Source organism: Promicromonospora iranensis (assembly GCF_028994775.1).
Classification (GTDB): domain Bacteria; phylum Actinomycetota; class Actinomycetes; order Actinomycetales; family Cellulomonadaceae; genus Promicromonospora; species Promicromonospora iranensis_A.
The window spans coordinates 482,318-502,339 of sequence record NZ_JAJQMN010000002.1; the positions used below are offsets into that span (position 1 = coordinate 482,318).

General features: G+C 72.4%; 18 protein-coding genes. 10 read left to right on the forward strand and 8 right to left on the reverse strand.

What is annotated here, in order from left to right; genetic code table 11:
• Window positions 1-209: 209 nt before the first annotated feature.
• Complete coding sequence (locus LUU90_RS04940) at window positions 210-614, forward strand: SHOCT domain-containing protein (protein ID WP_275002173.1); 405 nt, start codon at window positions 210-212, stop codon at window positions 612-614.
• A gap of 217 nt (window positions 615-831) precedes the next feature.
• A complete protein-coding gene (locus LUU90_RS04945; protein WP_275002174.1) occupies window positions 832-1,299 on the forward strand; it encodes a hypothetical protein in 468 nt (155 codons plus the stop codon).
• A 57-nt stretch (window positions 1,300-1,356) separates the two neighbouring features.
• Here the strand turns inward: LUU90_RS04945 and LUU90_RS04950 are convergent, their stop codons facing one another.
• The 5 genes from LUU90_RS04950 to LUU90_RS04970 form a co-directional block, all read right to left on the reverse strand.
• Window positions 1,357-3,354: a penicillin-binding transpeptidase domain-containing protein gene (locus LUU90_RS04950; RefSeq protein ID WP_275002175.1), complete on the reverse strand. Its 1,998-nt coding sequence runs from the start codon at window positions 3,352-3,354 to the stop codon at window positions 1,357-1,359.
• 212 nt (window positions 3,355-3,566) lie between these two features.
• Window positions 3,567-3,752, reverse strand: coding sequence for a hypothetical protein (locus tag LUU90_RS04955; RefSeq protein WP_275002176.1), 186 nt, complete (start codon window positions 3,750-3,752; stop codon window positions 3,567-3,569).
• A gap of 120 nt (window positions 3,753-3,872) precedes the next feature.
• The gene (locus LUU90_RS04960; RefSeq protein WP_275002178.1) at window positions 3,873-5,132 is read right to left on the reverse strand and encodes an RNA polymerase sigma factor; all 1,260 of its coding nucleotides are present in this window, start codon (window positions 5,130-5,132) and stop codon (window positions 3,873-3,875) included.
• The gene (locus tag LUU90_RS04965; protein ID WP_275002179.1) at window positions 5,120-5,488 is read right to left on the reverse strand and encodes a YciI family protein; all 369 of its coding nucleotides are present in this window, start codon (window positions 5,486-5,488) and stop codon (window positions 5,120-5,122) included. Before LUU90_RS04965 ends, LUU90_RS04960 begins: the two co-directional genes overlap by 13 nt.
• A gap of 176 nt (window positions 5,489-5,664) precedes the next feature.
• Complete coding sequence (locus LUU90_RS04970) at window positions 5,665-6,282, reverse strand: hypothetical protein (RefSeq protein ID WP_275002180.1); 618 nt, start codon at window positions 6,280-6,282, stop codon at window positions 5,665-5,667.
• 406 nt (window positions 6,283-6,688) lie between these two features.
• On the opposite strand from LUU90_RS04970, the gene LUU90_RS04975 reads away from it, so the two are divergent.
• From LUU90_RS04975 to LUU90_RS05005, 7 genes are all read left to right on the forward strand, one after another.
• The gene (locus tag LUU90_RS04975; protein ID WP_275002182.1) at window positions 6,689-6,943 is read left to right on the forward strand and encodes a hypothetical protein; all 255 of its coding nucleotides are present in this window, start codon (window positions 6,689-6,691) and stop codon (window positions 6,941-6,943) included.
• 65 nt (window positions 6,944-7,008) lie between these two features.
• A complete protein-coding gene (locus LUU90_RS04980) occupies window positions 7,009-10,038 on the forward strand; it encodes a helix-turn-helix transcriptional regulator (protein ID WP_275002183.1) in 3,030 nt (1,009 codons plus the stop codon).
• Window positions 10,039-10,129: 91 nt separating this feature from the next.
• Window positions 10,130-12,325: a SpoIIE family protein phosphatase gene (locus LUU90_RS04985; protein WP_275002184.1), complete on the forward strand. Its 2,196-nt coding sequence runs from the start codon at window positions 10,130-10,132 to the stop codon at window positions 12,323-12,325.
• Between the two features lie 132 nt (window positions 12,326-12,457).
• Window positions 12,458-13,480 (forward strand): sigma-70 family RNA polymerase sigma factor, encoded by a 1,023-nt coding sequence (locus LUU90_RS04990; RefSeq protein ID WP_275002185.1) that lies wholly within the window; start codon window positions 12,458-12,460, stop codon window positions 13,478-13,480.
• 24 nt (window positions 13,481-13,504) lie between these two features.
• A complete protein-coding gene (locus tag LUU90_RS04995; protein WP_275002186.1) occupies window positions 13,505-13,966 on the forward strand; it encodes a universal stress protein in 462 nt (153 codons plus the stop codon).
• Window positions 13,963-14,493 (forward strand): fluoride efflux transporter FluC, encoded by a 531-nt coding sequence (locus LUU90_RS05000; protein WP_275002187.1) that lies wholly within the window; start codon window positions 13,963-13,965, stop codon window positions 14,491-14,493. Before LUU90_RS04995 ends, LUU90_RS05000 begins: the two co-directional genes overlap by 4 nt.
• Window positions 14,490-14,885 carry a fluoride efflux transporter FluC gene (locus tag LUU90_RS05005; protein WP_275002189.1) on the forward strand — a complete coding sequence of 132 codons (396 nt, stop codon included), beginning with the start codon at window positions 14,490-14,492 and terminating at the stop codon, window positions 14,883-14,885. Before LUU90_RS05000 ends, LUU90_RS05005 begins: the two co-directional genes overlap by 4 nt.
• Window positions 14,886-14,981: 96 nt before the next feature.
• Here LUU90_RS05005 and LUU90_RS05010 read toward each other — a convergent pair whose 3' ends face one another.
• Window positions 14,982-15,380 (reverse strand): hypothetical protein, encoded by a 399-nt coding sequence (locus LUU90_RS05010; protein WP_275002190.1) that lies wholly within the window; start codon window positions 15,378-15,380, stop codon window positions 14,982-14,984.
• Between the two features lie 138 nt (window positions 15,381-15,518).
• Here LUU90_RS05010 and LUU90_RS05015 point away from each other — a divergent pair, with 138 nt between their 5' ends.
• Window positions 15,519-16,451, forward strand: coding sequence for a 5'-3' exonuclease (locus LUU90_RS05015; RefSeq protein WP_275002191.1), 933 nt, complete (start codon window positions 15,519-15,521; stop codon window positions 16,449-16,451).
• A 61-nt stretch (window positions 16,452-16,512) separates the two neighbouring features.
• Here the strand turns inward: LUU90_RS05015 and LUU90_RS05020 are convergent, their stop codons facing one another.
• Both LUU90_RS05020 and LUU90_RS05025 read right to left on the reverse strand, forming a co-directional pair.
• Window positions 16,513-17,250 (reverse strand): sirohydrochlorin chelatase, encoded by a 738-nt coding sequence (locus tag LUU90_RS05020; protein WP_275002192.1) that lies wholly within the window; start codon window positions 17,248-17,250, stop codon window positions 16,513-16,515.
• A gap of 54 nt (window positions 17,251-17,304) precedes the next feature.
• Complete coding sequence (locus tag LUU90_RS05025; protein WP_275002193.1) at window positions 17,305-19,992, reverse strand: phosphoenolpyruvate carboxylase; 2,688 nt, start codon at window positions 19,990-19,992, stop codon at window positions 17,305-17,307.
• Window positions 19,993-20,022 lie beyond the last annotated feature (30 nt).

The following is a 20,022-nucleotide window of genomic DNA, read 5'->3' on the forward strand; positions in this document are numbered from 1 at the left end:
GGCACCCGCCCGGAGCGGAACCGCAGGCCCACCTGGTACAGACAGAGCGTGGGCCGGAGGTGCAGCGCAGGGTGGGGGCGGAGGAACGAGGCAGGCGGCACCACGGGTGTAGGGGAGCGGGTACGCGGGGGTGACGACCCCGGTGTCGGACGGCGGCAGCCTGGTGCCATGGCCGGAACGACCGGCCGAACCGAATGCTGGAGGTCGACATGCTCACCGCGACGACGGAGGTCCTCGCCAACGGGCCGCACTACGGCTGGGGCGGACCCGGCCCGTTCTTCTTCATCTTTCCCCTGCTCTGGTTCCTGCTGTTCGTCGCGGTGATCATCCTGGTCGCACGGCGAGCCCGCCGTGGACCGCGTGCCGGCTGGGGCGGTCCCTGGGCGGCGCACTCCGCCGCCGGCACCGACCCGGTGACACTGCTGGGCACCCGCTTCGCCCGCGGGGAGATCGACGAGGCCGAGTACCGCTCGCGCCTCACGGTGCTCCGCTCGGCGGACCCGTACCCGACCGCCCACCCGAGCGCCGGGACGGGCACCGGCCCGACGGCGTCCGACGCGCCGCCCACCGCGACCACCCCGCAGGACCAGCCGCCCGCCGACGGCGACCGCTGACACCCGCCCCTGGTTCCCGACGCGGCCGTCGGCGCAGGCCTCGGATGCCCCGGTCACCTCTGTGACCGGGGCATCCGCCGCGTGGCGACGCACGAGGCGCCGGAACCCGCTCGGCGGACGGCAACGATTGGTCTTCTGTTGCGGCATGGACGCTAGACTCGCGGGCGAGTGCGACCGAACGCACTTTTCTGACCCGATGACGTGAGGGAAGTAGATCGTGAGCACCAGCAAGAACTGGGCGACGGCCGCACTGGTCTCCTGTGCACTCCTGCTGTCCGGATGCGCGGCCCTCGAGGACATGGCCAGCGACTTCACGCCCTCGGGCGAAGAGGTCGCGCAGAGCGCCCCGTCGCCCGTCGTCGAAGCCCCCGTCAGTACCGGCGAGTACGACCTCGTCGAGACGTGCAACGCGTTCTTCACGACTCGGCTCGTCTCCGACGTCACCCAGCTCTCCGCCGCGGTCGCGGGCACGCTGGACGAGGACCTGACCGGTTCCGTCAGCACCGTCAGCAAGTCCCTCGGTCTGCTGATCGGCAAGGCCGACGAGGTGAGCATCGCCCACCTCGAGGCGGTCCGCGCGCCGTTCGACCAGGCGCTCGACGGCTCCATCGCCCGCCCCAAGGCGGTCACGGGAGCCATCCAGACCTACAAGGCCGCCTGCACCGAGGCCGGCTTCAAGGGCTGATCCGATACCCCGGTCGAGCTGGTCGGGTCTCGACGCAGCCGACCGGGGATCGACGGGCTACCGGCCCGTGAGGAACTCGTGCATCACCGGGCCGGCCGTCGTGGAGCCCAGCTCGCCCTCCTCGATGAACACGACCGCCGCCAGGTCGTCCGTGATGGCGAGCATCCAGACGTGGGCCTTGTTGCCGTCGCCGAACTGAGCGGTACCGGTCTTCGCGCCGACGATCCCGGGCACGTCCTGGAGCACGGTCGCCGAGCCTTCCTGCACCACGCCGCCCATCAGGTCGCGCAGGGTCGCCGCCTCGTCAGCGGTCAGGTCGCCCGCCGGAGCCTCGTCGGCAGCCTTCTCACCGGTCGGTTCGACCAGCCACGGTGACACCGTGTGACCTGCGGACACACTCGCCGCGACGGTAGCCATCGCGAGCGGTGTGGCCAGCACCTGGCCCTGGCCGATCATCGACGCGGCGTGCTCGGTGCCCTCCGCCTCCGTCGGGACGTCGCCCATCGCGGCCGCCGCACCGAAGGCCGCCGGCTCGACGCCCAGACCGAGCGACGCGGCGGCGTCGTGCAGCTGCTGCTGCGAGATCTCCTGGTGCTGCGAGATGAAGCCCGTGTTGCACGAGTTGGCGAACACCGTCCGGAACGGCACGGCGTCACCCATCGCGGACTCGGGGTACCCGGGCACGTTCTGGAACTGGCGGCCCTCGACATCGATGGTCGCCGTGCAGGGCAGCGTGGTCTCCGGCGTGATCCCCGAGCGCAGCATCGCGAGGGACGTCGCGATCTTGAACGTGGACCCCGGCGGGTACTGCCCCAGCGTGGCCGTGCTGTACCCCTCGGAACCCGGGCCTGACGCCGCCGCGAGCACCTCGCCGGTCGACGGCTTGATCGCGACGATGGCGCTTGCCAGGTCGTCGAGGTCGGACAGCGCCGCCTCGGCCCGGAGCTGTGTCTCCGGGTCGAGCGTGATCGCTACCGGCTCGCCGTCCTTCTTCTCGATGGTGAAGGCCTCGCGGCTCTCGCCGCCCTCGGTGGGCTTGATGGTCACCGCCAGGCCGGGCACCCCGCGGAGCTGCTCGTCGTGGGCAGCCTGCAGGCCGGAGAGCCCGACCATGTCGCCGGGCTTGATGGTGCCCTCCGACTCCTCGACGATCTCCGCGGTGGCCTCGCCCACCGAACCGAGGAGGGGCCGCGCGAAGTCGCGGTCCCGCGCGAGCGGCAGCTCGTCGGGGACCCCGACGACACCGTCGATCGCCATGGCGGCCTCGAAGTCGTACTCGGGGTCGTTGTCGCGGATCGTGATGACCTCGACGAATGCCTTCTCCCCGGCCGAGGCGACCTGCGCGGCGATGTCGTCCGTGGTCGCCCTGTCGAACTCCAGCACCTGTCCGAGCTTCTCGGCGGCGGTGTCCCAGCCCGGACGGGTCTTGTCGATGCCCACGTGGTGCACGGGCGTGAGGCCCACGAGCGTCTCGCCGGTGGTCGTGACGATCTCGCCACGCGCCGGCTCGGTGCGCTCGACGGCGAGCCGCTCACCCGGCTCCAGGCCCGGGACCAGCACGCCGGTGTTCCAGGCGGCCTCCCACTCGCCGGCCTCACCGTCCGTCGCGCCGGGGTAGGTCAGCTGCGCGACGGTCTCGTACTCCCAGGCAGCCTCCGTCGCGACGGGCCAGGTCCAGGCGAGCGTCGCGGTGGCCGTCGCGGTGCCGTCGTCGCCCTCCTCGACCGGCGTGACGCTCTTGACCGTCACGGTCCCGGAATCCTCGCCGACGGCGGTCAGGAGCTGCTCGAACACCTGGGCGTACTGCTCGTCCGGCGAGGCCGACGTGTCCATCGCGAGCGGGAAGTCAGCGGGCGTGCCCGCCTGGAGCGCTGCGGCGAGCTCCTCGGCGGCGGGCTCCGGGTCGGGGATCGGCGGTTCCCGGAACAGGAACCACAGGCCGACCCCGACCGCCAGCAGCAGGACGACGACGCCACCGATGATCAGCGCCAGCCTGCCCTTGCGCCGGGGCGCCGGCGCGGCGGGCGGCGGGCCTGCTGCCGGTGGCACCTGCACGTACCCGACCTCTGCATACCCACCTGGCGGAGGCGGGACCGGCGCATGACCATCCGCAGGCACATGGGGTGAAGAGTGTCCGCTCATGCCCAGGAGCCTAAGGGCCTGGCCATGATCGGCACGTGTTATCTCCTGGGTGAAACGGCGCAGGTCTTGGTGAAATGAGGGCGGGGCCGCCGAACCCCCTGGATCTGCGGCCCCGCCCGGCGACGTCACGCGTCCGGGAACCGCCAGCGGTCACGAGGGCGCGTGGCGAGCTTGAGGTACGAGATCGTCGGTGCCGCACGGCCGGTGGCACGAATCCTGTGCTCCCGCCGGTTGAGCAGCTCCATGCGCCGCAGGTCACGCTCGATCGCGGCGACATCGGTGCCGGTGAGCGCTGCTGTGCTGGTCGTCATGGTCGATCCCCGTTCCCTGGCTCCTCGAGGTGGGCGCCCTCAGTCGAACAGGACGCACCAGGAGCTCGTTTCGTTGGTAGGGAGGCTTCGACCCGGGTTTTGTGACCGCGGCGACAGAGTTCACCCGGTCACGTCAGCCGCCCGGCCCGCCAGAAAGGCCCGCAGGGCCGGATCCGTGGTGAGCGAACGCGCCTTGGCGTACGCGGTACGGGCGGCCTCGGCCGCCCCGGACTCCGCCAGGAGGTGGGCTCGGGTGGCCCACAACGGCTGGAACCTGCCCGATGCCGGGTCCGACGCCGCGACCTCGTCCAGCTCGGCGAGCCCGGCCTCCGGGCCGTCGACCCGGCCGAGGACCGCTGCGAGCGCCACCCGTCCGCCGAGCGTCGGGGCGACACGGAGCAACGCCCGGTGCAGGGTGAGCAGCGCGGGCCAGTCGGTACGTCCGGTGCGGGCCCGCGCGCAGTGTGCGGACTGGACGGCGGCCTCGAGCCGGAACCGGCCGGGTGGTCCGGCGGGCGCGGCGCCGGAGCCGCCGAGCGCCCGCCGCAGCAGCGCCTCCCCGTGCTCGATCAGTCCGGCGTCCCAGCGGGCGACGTCCTGCTCGTCGAGAGGCACGAACACGCCGTCGACCTCCCGGGCGTCCGCGCGGGCCACGGAGAAGCAGAGCAGCGCGGCCAGGCCGAGCACCTCCGGCTCAGGAAGCAGGTGGGCCAGCAGCAGGGCGAGGGTGAGCGCGTCGCCGGTGAGCGACCCGCGCACCTCCGGCGCGGCCCCGCGCCAGTCGATCGCATAGGCGCCGTACACCGCCTCCAGCACCGGCGGCAGCCGTGCGGGCACCTCGTCACGGTCGGGGACGCGGAACGGGATGCGCGCGTCCCGGATGCGGCGCTTGGCCCGGACCAGCCGCTGCGCCATCGTGGGCGCCGGCACGGCGAACGCCGCCGCGATGTCGCGTGCCTCGACGCCGAGCACCGTCTGCAGCATGAGCGGTGTGCGGATGCCGGCCTCGACCGCGGGATGGGCGCAGACGAACATGAGCTCCAGGCGGCGGTCGCCTATCTCACCCGGGTCGGGGTCCTCTGGCGGGACCGCGGGTTCGGGGCCGGTGTCCGATCCGGCCGCCGTACGGTGCGCGGTCGAGCGGTACAGGTCCCGCATCCGGTTGCGGGCCACGGTCAGGAGCCAGCCGTCCGGATTGCGCGGCACGCCGTCGTCGGGCCAGTGCCGCAAGGCGCGCTCGAACGCGTCGGCGAGGGCGTCCTCGGCCCGCGGGATGTCGCCGTCGCGCGCCGCGAGCAGGGCGAGCAGTCGGCCGTACGAGGTGCGGGCCGCCGCTTCTGCGGCGGCCCGCACCTCCTGGTGCCCGGTCAGCGCGTCCACGCGCCGTTCTCGAAGCGAGTGGCCGACGGGCGCACCTCCACGGTGCCCCACTGGACCGAGGGAGCCTTCTGCGCCCAGGCCAGCGCGGCGTCCAGGTCGGGCACTTCGACGACGAACGTGCCGCCGAGCTGCTCCTTCGTGTCGGCGAACGGGCCGTCCTGGACCCGCAGCTCACCGTCACGCACGGCGACGGTCGTGGTGGACGACGACGGCTGCAGCACCTCTGCCGAGACGAGCACCCCTGCCTGGTCGAGCGCCGTGGCGTAGGCGTCGAAGGCCCGCTGGCCCTCCTCCAGATCGGCGCCGAGCTCCTCGTCCGTCATCTCCGGGTAGTGCAGCAGGAACGTGTAGCGCATGGTTCTGTCCTCCGGTCGGTGTCTGTCTGACATCGGGGTGACGATCTCGCAGGCGCCCGATCGACAGGTCCGAGAGGCTCTCCGGGCAGGAGTCGGGGGACGCGGCCCGGGACATGACTCGGGCCGGGGCGACCCCCTGGTGCGCCCCGGCCCGTTCCCCCTGTTCAGCCTGATCGTCAGGCCGTCGGTGCCGCCTTCACCACCGGGCCCCAGGCCAGCGGGTCGAGGGTGCGGGCGTCGTCGTCCGCGTTCCCGGCCCAGCGGCGTGCGTCGTCGATCGTGGCGGCGAGGAGCTCGCGGAGCCGCGCATCGACGTCGGGCACGAAGGCCTCCGAGATGCCCTGCACCGCGGTGGAGACCACGCTCGGTGCGGCGTCACGGACGAACCGCTTGGGTCGCACGCTCGTGCCGGCGCAGAAACGCTCCGCCCAGGCTGCCGTCTTCGGCACGGCCGCGAGCGCGTCCTTGCTCTCCGGTGCCAGCGTGCCGGAGGGGCGGTCCTCCAGAACGTCGAGCATGCGCTCGGAGCCGAGGATCGCTACAGCCAGCGTCTGCTGCCGGTCGGCGGGCGAGACGGGCAGCGCCGTCTGCGCGGCACGCAGTGCGATGCGCACGTCCCAGCGCGGGTCGGTGCTGGTCAGGCCGATGACCGACGGGATGAGTGGAGCGAGCTGCGGACGGGCGTGGTCCGCCGTGAGGTCGTTCACCGCACGGGCCAGCATCGCGATGAGCGGGTGGGTGCAGGCGGGGTGGTCGCTCCACTTCTCGCCTGCGAGGAAGGATGCGAGCTCCATGAAGCACGCGCCCTTCTTGGGGTTGCGGTGCTTCCCTCGACCCAGCATGGGCAAGATGTCGTACGTTCCAGCTTCGGTTCCGGTCACGATTCCACCCCCGAATTGGGTTCGCTACTTGCTCCAGTGTGCGTCTGGTGTGACGTAGATCGCAATAGTGAGCCTGTGAACTGCCTGAATCTCGCGGGTCGCGGGGCCCTGTCCCGGAGCCCTGCTCCGCCTCGGCGGTGTGCCTCAGGGCACCTCAGAGGCACCTCAGACGACTCAGGAGGTACCTCAGACGCGTGTCTGAGGTACCTCGCCCACCAGGACTGCCCGACCGCCTGATCCGGAGGGTCCGACCTCAGGACGAGTGTCTTCCTCATCAGCCGGACGGGCGCACGGCCCGCCGGGGACATCCGGAGGAATCATGTCGCTGTGGGGACCCGCCGCCGAAGCGGAGATCGAGTACCGGCGGACCGAGCTCAGGAAGGCCTGGGGTGACCGGAGAACGAGCGGTGCGGACCGCGCCGACCGGGCGGAGCGCCGAGCCGAGCGCCGCTCGGAGCGCACGTCGCAGCGCCGGTCGGAACGCCAGGTGCGTGCCGACCGCGCCGAGCAGATCAGGGAGGGCATCGCGGGTATGCGCCCGGCGTCCACCGGACGTCGTGGCCTGTTCGCGTGATCGAGGTGGGGAGCGGGGCGCGAAAGACCGGGGGGAGTGTCGGTGAGCGGTGGCACGATGTGCAGGTGCGACGCTCCACGACGATCCCCCTGGTCTCCCGGCAGGAGCAGGCTGCCTCGCTCCTGCTGGCAGTGGGGCGCGCCTCGGCGGGCCGGCCCGGCCTCGTGCTCGTCGGCGGTGACGCCGGCGTGGGCAAGACCCGGCTGATCAGTCACGTCGCCGAGGCGGCCGAGCAGGCGGGGGCGAGCGCCGTCGTCGTGCACTGTGTGGACCTGGGGCAGGTCGGCATCCCGTACCTCGCGTTCACCGACGCGCTGACGCAGCTGCAGGCCGGGGCTGCGGGGCCGGACGCCGCCGCCCGGGTGGCCGAGCTCGTGGCCGAGCGGCCGGCGCTGTGGCGGCTGCTGGAACCAGGTAGCAGCGCGGACGCCGACCATGACGAGCGGCTCCAGCTGTTCGAGGGCATCGCGCGCAGCCTCGCGGTGGCGGGCGAGCCCGACCGGCCACTGGTCCTGGTGGTCGAGGACGCCCACTGGGCAGACGCCTCGACACGCGACGTGCTGCGCTTCCTCGCGGCCCGCGCGCGTTCGGAGAACCTCCTGATCATCGTGACGTACCGGTCGGACGACGTCGACCGGCGCCATCCGCTGCGCCCGCTGCTCGCCGAGCTGTCCCGGCTGGAGCACGTCGAGCGGATGGACCTCCAGCCGTTCGACGAGAACGAGCTGCGCGAGTTCACCACCGTCCTGGCCGGCCGGCCCCTGGCAGCCGCGAGCTTCGCCGAGGTGCTGGACCGGTCCGAGGGCAACGCCTTCTTCGCCGAGGAGCTCCTGGACGCCGGGCCGTCCTCGGCCGGCCTGCCCTGGACCCTCACCGAGGTGCTCCGCACCCGGCTCGAACGGCTGGACCCCGAGGTGCAGCAGGTGCTGCGCATCGCGTCGGTCGCCGGACGCCGGGTGCGAGAGGAGCTGCTGCGGTCCGCCACCGCCCGATGGGGCGCGCTGGACGTCGACACCGCGCTGCGCGAGGCCGTGACCCAGCAGGTGCTCGTGGTGTCCGGGGCACACCTGGAGTTCCGCCACGCTCTGCTGGCCGAGGCCCTCTACGCCGATCTGCTGCCGGGCGAACGCTCGGCAGTGCACCGCGCCTACCTCGCGGTGATCGAGCAGGACGGGCCCGACGGCATGCCGATCGGCAGCGCGGCCGAGCGCGCGCACCATGCCTTCGAGGGGCACGACCTGCCCGCCGCCCTGACCGCGTCCCGTGACGCGGCCCTGCGCGCCCGCCGGCTGCTCGCTCCCGAGGAGGAGCTGAAGCACTGGGAACAGGTGCTGGCCCTCTGGGAGTCCGTCCCGGACGCCGAGGAGCGGATCGGCAGCGACCGGGTCACCGTCGCGCTCTCCGCGGGCGAGGCCGCCGCGCGGGCGGGTGACCCGGTGCGCGCGGTCAAGCTGACCCGGCGCGCGGTCGACGGGGTCAGCGACCCGGTGCGACGCGCCGGCATGCAGCACGTGCTCGTGCATCGCTATCTCGACCTGCCGACCTGGGACGAGACACCGGGCCAGGTCGAAGCGGCGATCGCGGACCTGCGGGCCGCCCTCGAGATCCTGCCGGAACGCAGCCCCGAGCGGATCTGGACCAACGCCCTGCTCGCTCGGATCGCGATGATCGTCGACCAGGACGACGACGCCCGCGTGCATGCCGACTGCGCCATCGAGGAGGCGCGTGCCACGGGCCAGTCCGGCGCGCTCGCCTGGGCGCTGTCCACCCTCGCGGTGCTGGACGTCGCCGACCCGGACCGGGCCTCGACGCTCCTGGACGAGGCTCGGACGGCCGCCGCCGAGGCCGGCGACGTGCTCACCGAGATGCGCACCCTGTACAGCGGTACGGCCAACCGCTTCTACGCGGGGGAGCTCGAGGCCGCCGAGCAGCGGGTGCAGCACGCGCTGGCCAGGGCGGAGGAGCTGGGGCTGGCCTGGAGCACACCCACCCTCAACCTGCGGATCCTGCAGGAGGTCATGCTCTATTTCCGTGGTGACCTCGCGGAACGGAACAGTGAGGGAGTGCCGACCACCGCCAAGCACGTCATGAACGCGACCCGGATGTACGCGGCGGTCGCGCGCGGCGACGGCGACGTGATCACGCGTGGCGAGGCCCTCCTCGACCACTGGCAGAGCGACGGCCAGATCGCCCTGATCGGTGGCGGCAGCCTGGTGGACGCCCTGACCTGGGCCGGCCGGTACGACGACGCCGCGGCGCTGGCCGTGCGCATCACCGACCACCTCGGCGAGGTGTGGACCGAGGTGTTCCTCGGCCGGATCTGGCTGTCGGCGCTGGCGATCGCCGCCCTGGCCGACGCGGCGGAGGCCGACCGGTCCGCCGGCCGCACCGGCGCGCCAGGCTCCGCCGCGGCGACCGCCGTGGAGTCTCGTGCGGCGGCCCGGATCGACAGCGGTGACTCGCTGCTGGCCATCGCGAGGGAGACCGCCCAGCGCGGCCGCCCCCGCGGCGGTGTGCTCGGACCCGAGGGTCGGGCCTGGCTGCAGCGCGCGACCGCGGAGAACGCCCGCCTGCACGCCGTGGTCGGGAACGCCCCGGGATCGGCGGGCGCCGGGGGCGACGAGCCGGCGTCGGGCGAGCTGTGGCGGGCAGCCGCCGCGGAGTGGCAGGCCGCGGTGAACGCCTTCGACTTCGGCTACCGCTACGAGGTGGCGCGCTCCCGCTATCGCTGGGCCGAGGCCCTGCTGGGGACCGGCGAGCGCGAGGCCGCCGAGGTCGAGGCGGCCGAGGCGCTCTCGGAGGCGGAGGACATGGGTGCCAGGCCCTTGGCCGACGCCGTCCGCGCGCTGGCCCGGCGAGCCCGACTCGACCTGCCCGGAGTACGTCGTGCCACCGCGTCGACCCTGACCGACCGTGAGGAGGAGGTGCTCGGCCTCGTCGCGCAGGGCCTGTCGAACCGGCAGATCGGCGAGCGGCTGTTCATCTCCACCAAGACGGTGAGCGTGCACGTGTCCAACCTGCTCGCCAAGCTCGGCGCCTCGGGGCGGGCGGAAGCGGTGAGCGTCGCACACCAGCGCGGGTTGCTCGAAGTCTGACCGGGAACGCGGCAGGCTACCGGCCCGGCGCAAAAGGGACACATCCGGTACATCTATCGCGCACACGCCCTTCTCTCGCAATACTGAGTAGATGCCGACGGACCTCCAGGCGTTGCGAGACCTCGAGCACGTCGGTCTCGGTGCTCCCACTGCTGATGAGGCCTTTGACCGGTTCGCTCGCCTGGTTCGGCGCCACCTGAGGGTGCCGGCCGCCGTCGTCTACTTCGCGGTCCCCCAAGGCCAGGTGCTCGCCGGCTCTTCCGGGATGCCGGAGCCGATGCAGTCGAACCGCATGCTGCAGTACCCCGGCACGCTCACGCACATGGTCGCCACGCGCGGTGAGCCGGTCGTGTCGTCGGACGCCCGCCTGGACCCGCTCCTACGCGACAACTATCTCGTCCGTGAGATGGGACTGGTCGCCGTGGCCGGCTACCCGGTCTTCGACCTCCGCGGCCGAGCAGTCGGCGCGCTGTGCGCGGTGGTGGACGAACCCCGCGAATGGTCCGAGGACGACCTGGCCTCCCTCGCCGACCTGGCCGCGGCCTGCACCGCGGAGCTACGGCTCCGGGCTGAGCGGGAGCGCGCGCGCCGGATCCAGCAGACGGCGGTCCGGGCCAACCGCCGCAGCAGGTTCCTGCTCTCCCTGAGCGAGGCGTTCGCGAACGCCAACACCCTGGACCAGGTCGAGGAGGTGATCGTCGAGGTCGGTACGGCCGGGATCGGCGCGCGGTACTGCGCTTTCGCCGTGACCGACGCCGACGGCCGGGGCATCACCTACCGTTCGCTGGTCCACGCGGAGCCCCAGTTCCCGCAGCGCCTGCGGCAGGCCAAGCTGGACGACCACCGGCCGCTGGCGGAGGCGGCCCGCACGGGCCGCCCCCTGTTCTTCCGGACGGGCGAGGAGCTGTTCTCCGGCTTCCCCGACGTCAGGGGCCTCTGCGACCCCGGGGTCGGCGCCCGCGCCTTCCTTCCGGTGGTGACGGCCGGCGCCGTGGTCGCAGTCATCGTGCTGGCGTGGGAGCAGGACCGCGGGCCGGACAAGGACTCGTACGCGCTCCAGACAGGTCTTGCGCACTACGCGGGGCACGCGCTCGAACGAGCACGGCTCCTGGAGGAGCGCAGGGAGTCGGCGAAGACGCTGCAGCGGGCGATGCTCAGCCGCCTGCCAGAGGTGGCGCACCTCGACATGGCAGCCACCTACTCCCCCGCCACGCGGTCCGACCAGATCGGCGGCGACTGGTACGACGCGGTCGCCGTGGACGACGACGCGACGATGTTCATGATCGGCGACGTGACCGGCCACGACATGCGCGCCGCGGCGAAGATGGGCCAGCTCCGGTCCCTGCTGCGTGCGTTCGCGTGGAGCCACGACGAGTCGCCGTCGGCCCTTCTGACCCTGCTCGACAAGGCCAACTCGGGCCTCGGCCTGCTCGCCAGCGGGACCGCCGTGGTGGCCCGGCTGGAGCGGATCGCCGGGGCCTACCAGCTCACGTGGTCCACCGCCGGCCACCCGCCACCGCTGGTGCTGCGCGAGGACGGGACGGTAGAACGCCTCTCGGTGCTGCCGGACATGATGCTCGGCGTACGGCCGACGGCCAAACGCACCGACCACGTCACGACCCTCCACCCCGGTGACACGCTCCTGCTCTACACGGACGGCCTCGCCGAGCAGCGCGGCACGACACCCGACCAGTGGCTGAACCGCTTGCAGAAGACGCTCGGGGTGCTGGGCGACACCGCCACGGCCGCGCTGCCCGTCACCCTCGTGCGTCGCCTCGCATCGGACGACCAGCGCGACGACGTCGCCGTACTGGCCGTCCGGGTGCGGGCGGCAGCCCCGTCGGGGCCGCCCTCGCCCGGTCGTCCCGCCACGGCGGAACGCAAGCTCGCCCCGTCGCTGTGCGACGTCGGACCGGCCCGCATCTGGGTCGACGACGTCCTGGAGAGCTGTGGCGTGCCGATGCCGCTGCGCCGCACGGTGATGCTGCTGACGTCGGAGGTGCTGACCAATGCCGTCGACCACGGGCAGGCGCCGTTCACCGCCACCGTCGAGGTGGACATGGAACGCCTCCGTGTCGGGGTGCGCGACTCCTCGACCGCGCAGCCCGAGCTCCGTGACCCGACGGTCACCGACTTCGGCGGGCGGGGCGTGCAGTTCCTCGAACGGCTCGCATCCCGCTGGGGCGTGGACCGGCACGGTCAGCCCAGCACCGGGCAGCGGCGGACCGGACAGCGGGAGAGCCGGCGGACCGGCAAGACCGTGTGGTTCGAGCTCGACCTGAAGTAGATCCGCCGGGATCGCGGGATCTGGCCGGCCCCGGACGGCCCGGGAGGGTTCGCCGGGTGATTTTCGGCCGGCGGCTTCGGCCAGAGTCGAATCCACGAGAGCGTGTCAGTGGTGCCGCGTACCGTGTGATCCATGGCACAGACAGCGTCAGAACCCAGGCAGAGCACCGGAGAGACCCTGGCCGCGGACGAGCTCTCCGCGCAGCTGGAGGTCTACCGCCGCGAGCTCACCGGATACTGCTACCGACTGCTGGGCGGCGCCTTCGACGCCGATGACGCGGTCCAGGAGACCCTCCTGCGCGCGTGGCGGTCCTACGAGCGGTTCGAGGGCCGTTCCTCGCTGCGCACCTGGCTGTACCGGATCGCCACCAACGTGTGCTTCGACCAGCTGGGTTCCAGCCGGGCCAAGCGGGAGCGGCCCATGGGCCTCGGCGCCGCGGTCGATCCGGTCGAGGAGAGCCTCGCCACCGTCCTGCCCGAGTACGCGTGGGTCGAACCCGTCCCGACCGAGCACGTGCTGCCCGGCGCCGGCGACCCTGCGGACACGACCGTGGCGCGCGAGTCGGTGCGCCTGGCGTTCGTCGCCGCGCTGCAGCACCTGCCGGCCAAGCAGCGTGCCGTGCTCATCCTCCGCGAGGTGCTGCGCTGGCCCGCGACGGAGGTCGCGACGCTGCTCGACACCTCGGTGGCCTCGGTGAACAGTGCGCTGCAGCGGGCACGCGCCACGCTCGCCGACAAGGCGCCGGACAGGTCGGGCACCTCCGAGGCCTCGGCGCCGCCGTCGGCGGACGAGTCCGAGCTGCTGGAGCGGTACGTCGTGGCGTTCGAGCGCTACGACATGAAGGCGCTGGCCAACCTCCTCCGCGAGGACGCGGTCATGAACATGCCGCCATACGCGATGTGGCTGGAGGGCATCGAGAACATCCAGGCGTGGATGACCGGGCCGGGCTACGAGTGTGAGGGCTCGCGCTGCGTGCCCATCCACGTCAACGGCACCCCGGGGTTCGCCCAGTACCGGCCGGACCCGAAGGGCGGCCATTTCCCGTGGGGGATCGTCGTGCTGGAGAACGACGGCAAGCACATCACCGGCATCACCACTTTTCTCGACACGGAGAAGTGGTTCTCTCGATTCGGCCTGCCGGACCACCTCGACTAGGCGTTTGGCCATACCCTCACAAGGGTGACTGTGCGATCCGTGGTGGTCGGCGTTGACCACAAGCACCCGGACCTGGCTCGGCGGGCAGCGTCGCTCGTCCAGTCCCTGGGTGGAAGCCTGATCGAGCTCGTATGTGTGTGGGTCGACGAGACAGCCGTCTCGGACTCCCGAGGGTTCACCGTGTCGGTGGACCCGGACATCGCCGTGTCCTCGGACGCGTACGGGGCGGACGTCCTGGCGGGGCTGAACAGGGCGATGGCCGATGTCGGCCTGCCGTGGAGCGCCCTCCGGGGTGCCGGCGACCCGGCCGCAGAGCTGGGACGGGTGGCCGACGAGGTGGAGGCCGCCATGATCGTCGTCGGCGCACGACGTTCCGGCCTGCGCGGCTGGACCACGAACATCGTGGGCGGGACGGTCGCCGGCCGACTCATCCACAACCAGCCGCGCCCCGTCGTCGTTCTTCCGGGGACGGGATCGGCATCGTGAGCGATAGGTTCTTCCACAACCTGTCGACCGTTCACGAGGGGGCACACCGCGTGACACGAGCGCCGCATCGCGACTGGCGGTACATCGGTCTCGTCGCGCTCGGCGGAGCCGGCGGCTCGACGGCCCGCCATCTGGTGGGCGGATGGTCGACCGCTCCGCTGAACATGGTGTCCGTCCCGCTCGACGGCGCCGTCCCGGCGCTGCTCCTGTTCCCGGTCGGCACGTTCGTGGTGAACCTCGTGGGCTCGTTCGCCCTGGGTTATCTCCTGGAGTCCCTCTCGCGGCGCGGCCGGGAGACCGTCCGGCGGCGGAAGGTCCGCCTCGGCATCGGCACCGGCGTCCTGGGCGGGTTCACCACCTACTCGGCGTTGGCGCTGGAGACACAGCACCTGCTCACCCAGGGCGTCGCCGGGCTCGCCCTGCTGTACGTCGTGCTCACCCTCGTCGGCGGCACGGCGGCTTGCCTGGGCGGGATCGCGATCGCCGCACGCGCCGACCGACGCCGGGAGCAGAGGTCACGCCGATGATCGAGCTGCTCGTGGTGGCTGCCGGCGGCGGCGTGGGCGCTGCCGCCCGGTTCATGGTCGACGGTGAGATCCGCGCCCGGCACAGCGGCGGGTTCCCGTGGGGCACGTTCGTGGTGAACGTCGTGGGTTCGTTCCTCATCGGGGTGTTCGCGACACTGGCCTTCGCGCTCGTCGAGCGTGGCGTCCCGGAGGACGTCGCCTCCGTGCTGCTGCTCGCCCTCACGGTGGGCCTGTGCGGCGGGTTCACCACGTTCTCCACAGCCACCATGGAGTCGGTCCGCCTTGCCCAGTCCGGTCGGCTGCGCCTCGCGCTGGCCACCTCGCTGGGCACCCTGGCGGTGACCGTCGCGGCCGCCGGGCTGGGCATGGCGGTGGGTGGCCTGTTCGGCTGACCCGCGTCGGAGCACCGCCGCCGGTCACCGGCGGCGGTGAGTCCGGGCATCCTTCACCCGGGTGCCTGCACCCGGGTGTTCGTCACCCGGGGCCCTTCACCCGGGCGCCTCGCCCGGGTTGATCGCGCTGAGGAACAGCTCGGCCAGGAGCGTCCACTCCTTGAGCGGTCGATCGCCGACGAAGCGTGCCGCTTCCTCGGGCGTCCGGTTCACCAGCGCGATGTCGACGACGTACGAGCCGTCGCGCTCCCGCCAGACGACCGCGGCGTTCGTCCGTCGGCTCGACCCGCTGATCCCGGCCCGGAGCTCGTTCTCCGGCTTCTGCACCCGCTCGATCAACGGGTAGTCGCTGGTGTGTTCCCAGCTCGTCCACGCGTAGGCCAGCGCGCGCTCGAGATCCGCCCTCGCGGAGGTCACACGCGTCTCGCCGATCGCCGCCAGGCCAAGACCGAGGCCCTCGATGACCTCGGTCACCTGCTGTTCTTTGCTTTCCATGTTCGGACACTACGGGCACACCAGGCCGGAACCGGCGTTCGGGCGCCAATTCCCCCAGATTGTTCCCGTACTGCGGCCTAGGGCGCCTCCAGGGCGCTCACCGTACGCGTGTCGGTGTGCCGTGGCAGGCTTCGCTGCATGAGCCTGATGCTCCTCGATACCGCCTCGCTGTACTTCCGCGCGTTCTTCGGCGTCCCCGACTCGCTGCGGGCGCCCAGCGGCCTGCCCGTGAACGCCGTCCGTGGCCTGCTGGACACCGTCGCCTGGCTCGCCACCACGCACGGCCCCGACCGCATGGTCGCGTGCTGGGACGACGACTGGCGCCCCGCCTTCCGCGTGGAGGCGATCCCGAGCTACAAGGCCCACCGCGTCGCGCAGGAGGCCCCGGGCACCACCGGCATCGAGGAGGTGCCCGAGGTGCTGCTCGCCCAGGTCCCGATCATCGTGGACGTGCTCGCGGCGCTCGGCATCGCGCGGGTCGGCGTTCCCGGCTACGAGGCGGACGACGTCATCGGCACCCTGACCACCCGCGCCGTCGAGCAGAACGCCGGCCCCGTGGACATCGTCACGGGAGACCGCGACCTGTTCCAGCTGGTCGACGATGCCGCAGGGGTGCGCGTGCTGTACCCCGCGCGCGGCATCCGTGACCCCGACGTGGTGAACCAGAAGCGCCTCGCCGAGCGGTACGGCGTCGCCTCCGGGCAGGCCTACGCGGACATGGCGACGCTGCGGGGTGACCCGAGCGACGGCCTGCCGGGTGTGCCGGGAGTCGGCGAGAAGACGGCCGCCAAGCTGCTCGCCCAGTACGGCACGCTGGCCGGGATCCTCGCGGCCCGTGACGCCGGCGACAAGGGCCTGACCACCACCCAGCGCCGTCGCCTGCAGGAGGCCGACGCCTACCTGCGGGTGGCGCCGATCGTGGTGCAGGTGGCGCGGGACGTGCCGCTGCCGGAGTTCGACCCGGCGGTGCCCCAGGCACCCGCCGATCCGGAGGCACTGGAGGCGCTGACCGCCCAGTGGGGCCTGAAGTCCAGCGTGGAGCGGGTGCGCACCGCCTTCGGCTGGGCTTGAGCGCAGCCGGACAGGTCGGACGCGCAGGTCACCGGAGTGACCTGCGCGTCCGACCGGTGGGTCAGGAGCTGACGGCGGCGTCGTAGCGGTCCAGGACCACCTGGACCAGGCGCGGGTCGGCCTTCTCGGCTCGAGCCGGTCCGGAGACCGGATCGGTCACGATGTCGGCACCCGCCTCCAGCACGCGGTCCAGGAAGTACCCGGGTGCCAGCAGGTAGGACACGACGATGACGCGTGCCGTGGCGCCACCGGCTCGGGCGGCGGTCACCGCGGCGGGCACGCGCGGTTCCGCGCCCGCCCCGTACGACGGTGTGACCGGCCGTCCCAGGCGCTGGGCCAGCGCGCTGGCGACCTCCTCGACGGCGGTGGCAGCGGCTGCCACGGAGGACCCGGCGGCGGCGAGGACCACCGCGTCGTCGGACCGGAAGGGGCCGTGCGCGGCCTCCGCGGCGGCATACCGGTCGGCGAGGATGTCGACGAGCAACGGGTGCGGCCCGAGCGGTTCCGCGGCGACTGCCGGGCCCGCGCCGGAGCCGTTGACCGCGGCGACCGCCTGCGCGATGTCGTGCCGCACGTGGTACCCGGTCGACAGCAGCAACGGCACGACGACGGCGGAACCCGCGTCGTCGGCCGCGGCCGCCAGAACCTCGCCCACCTCCGGCTGCTGCACGTCCACGAAAGCCTCGCGCACGTCGAGCTCGGGCCGGGCCGCACGAACGCCGTCGAGCAGCGCGCGGACCGCCGCCTGACCAGCAGGATCGTCGGTCCCGTGGGACGTCCCGACCAGTACCGCACTCATCGTCTCTCCCATCGGTCCACCGGTCCTTGCCACCACCGAGAACGGCCGCTCAGGTCAGCCCGTGTTCTGCAGGCCCGCCGAGACACCGTTGACCGTCAGCAGCAGCAGGTGCTGCAGCCGGCCGGCGTAGTCGCCGTCGACCGCGGAGCCGCCGTCGGAGCCGGTGCGCAGGCCGCGCAGCGCGCGGACCTGCAGCAGCGAGAGGGCGTCGACGTACGGCGACCGCAGCTGCACGGCGCGGCCGAGCACGCGCTTGGAGGCCAGCGGCCACTCGTTGCCGCTGATCTTCAGCACCCACTCACGGGTCAGGCGGAGCTCGTCGAGCACCATCGCCGCGAGATCGTCGCGGTCACCCAGCGCGAGGTACTGCGCCGCGATCCGCTCGTCGGTCTTGGCGAGAGACATCTCGACGTTGTCGAGCAGGGTCGCGAACAGCGGCCACTCGTTGCGCGCCGACCGCAGGAGCTCCACGTCGCCGCACGCGGCGAGCGCGGTGCCCAGGCCGTACCAGCCGGCAAGGTTGATGCGGGCCTGCGACCATGAGAAGACCCAGGGGATCGCGCGCAGGTCGTCGAGCGAGTTGACCGAGAGGCCGCGCTTGGCCGGACGCGACCCGATCGGCAGCAGTCCCACCTCCTCCAGGGGCGTGACCTGCGCGAACCACTTCGGGAACCCGTCGGCCTTCACGAGCTCGTGGAACCGCTCGCGGGAGGTCGCGTCGAGCGCCTTGGCCAGGGGGGCGAACTTCGCGGCGGCGTTCTCGTTCACTGCCTCGACCGACGGCGCGGACGCCAGCAGCGTCGCCGCGGCGACCTGCTCGATGTGCCGGGACGCGATGGTGGGGTCGCCGTACCGGGCGAGGATGACCTCGCCCTGCTCGGTCAGCTTGAACCGGCCGTCCACCGAGTGCGGCGGCTGGGCGAGCACCGCGCGGTTGGCGGGGCCGCCGCCACGACCGAGCGCGCCACCACGGCCGTGGAACAGCGTGAGCTTCAGGTCGTTGTTGCGTGCCCATTCGGCGATCCGCGACTGGGCGTCGTGCAGGGCGAGCGTCGCCGCCACGGGACCGACATCCTTGGACGAGTCCGAGTAGCCCAGCATCACCTCGACGCGTCGACCATTGTCGGCCAGCCGCTTCTGCACGGCGGGCAGCGTCAGCATCGAATCGAGGATCGGCACCGAGTTCTGCAGGTCCGCGAAGGTCTCGAACAACGGGATCGCGTCGATCACGGGACCCGCCTGCGGGTCGTCGGCAAAGGCGTAGGACGCCAGCTCGTAGACGGCGGCGAGGTGCTCCGGCGCCTGCGTGAACGACACGATGTAGCGGCGCGCGGCGCTCTCACCGAACCGGCGCTGGATGGCGCCGAGCGCACGGTAGGTGTCGAGCACCTCGCGGGTCTTGTCGCTCAGCGCTCCGTTGACCCCCAGCTCACGGATCTCGTCCAGCGCTGCCGCGTGCACCTGTGAGTGCTGCCGCACCTCGAGCTCCGCGAGGTGGAACCCGAAGGTCTGCACCTGCCAGACCAGCCGCTGCAGGTCCCCGTACGCGGCGCGGGCTGCGCCGGCGGCCACCAGCGAGTCCTGCACGACCATCAGGTCGGCCTCGAACTCCTCGGCGTTCGCGTACGCGAGGTCGGCGTTGCGCGTCCGGGTGGCGGCGACGCGCTCCGCGAGGGCCAGCATGACCGCCCGGTGCGGCTCGTTCGGCGAGGCCTCCTGGGCCCGCCGGGCGACCTCCTCGGACATCTGACGGATCCGCTGCCACAGGGCGTTGAGGCCCGACGACGGGGTGGTGCCCTCTGCGTCGAGCGTCAGCTTGCGCCCGGTCTCCACCGCGAGCCGCTCCAGCGCTGCCAGCGCGTGGTCCGCCGCCAGGGACGCGGCCTGCCGGGTGACCTCGGCGGTGACGTTGGGGTTGCCGTCGCGGTCGCCGCCGATCCAGGTCCCGAGCTTCACGAACGGCTTCGCGACGGGGGTGGAGCGGCCGGCGTCGTCGGCCAGGAGCCAGTCATCGAGGCGTCGGTACACGTCGCCGAAGACGTCGACGAGCACGGCGTCGAACACACCCATGACCGTCTTGACCTCGTCGAGCACCGAAGGCTTGCTGGTCCGCACGGGTGCGGTGCGCCACATGGTGTCGATCTCGGCGAGGACGCGCCGCTCGTTCTCGACGAGGGTCACCCCGCCGAGCCGGCGGGTGTCCCGCTCGGCCAGGAGATCCGAGATGCGGCGGATGGTCCCGCTGATCGCCCGGCGGCGAGCCTCGGTCGGGTGCGCCGTCAGGACCGGCCGGAACTCCAGCTCGCCGAGCCTGCGCAGGGCCTCGTCGCGCCCGACCTCCTCGGTGAGCCGGGCGAAGGCCGCGGGAATGGTGTCCTCGAGGACCGCCGGACCGGAGGTCGTCTCGGCCTCGCGGGAGCGCAGCACGCGGACGCGGTGGTACTCCTCGGCGAGGTTGGCGAGGTGGAAGTAGCAGGTGAAGGCACGTGCGACCTGTTCGGCACGCTCGACGGTGAAGGACGCCACCAGGTCCGCCGCCTCGTCCAGCGCGTGGGGCGACGGGTCGCCGTAGGCACGGATGGTCAGCTCGCGGAGACGTTCGACGTCGTCCAGCAGATCCTGGCCCCCGTCCTCTCGGAGGATCCTGCCGAGAAGTCCGCCCAGGAGGCGTACATCCTCGCGCAGCGGGTCGGGTACCTCGTGCCGGGCGTTGCCGCGAACGGTCTGAGTTGATTCACTCACGGGCTAGAGCCTAGGACGAGATTGCCAATG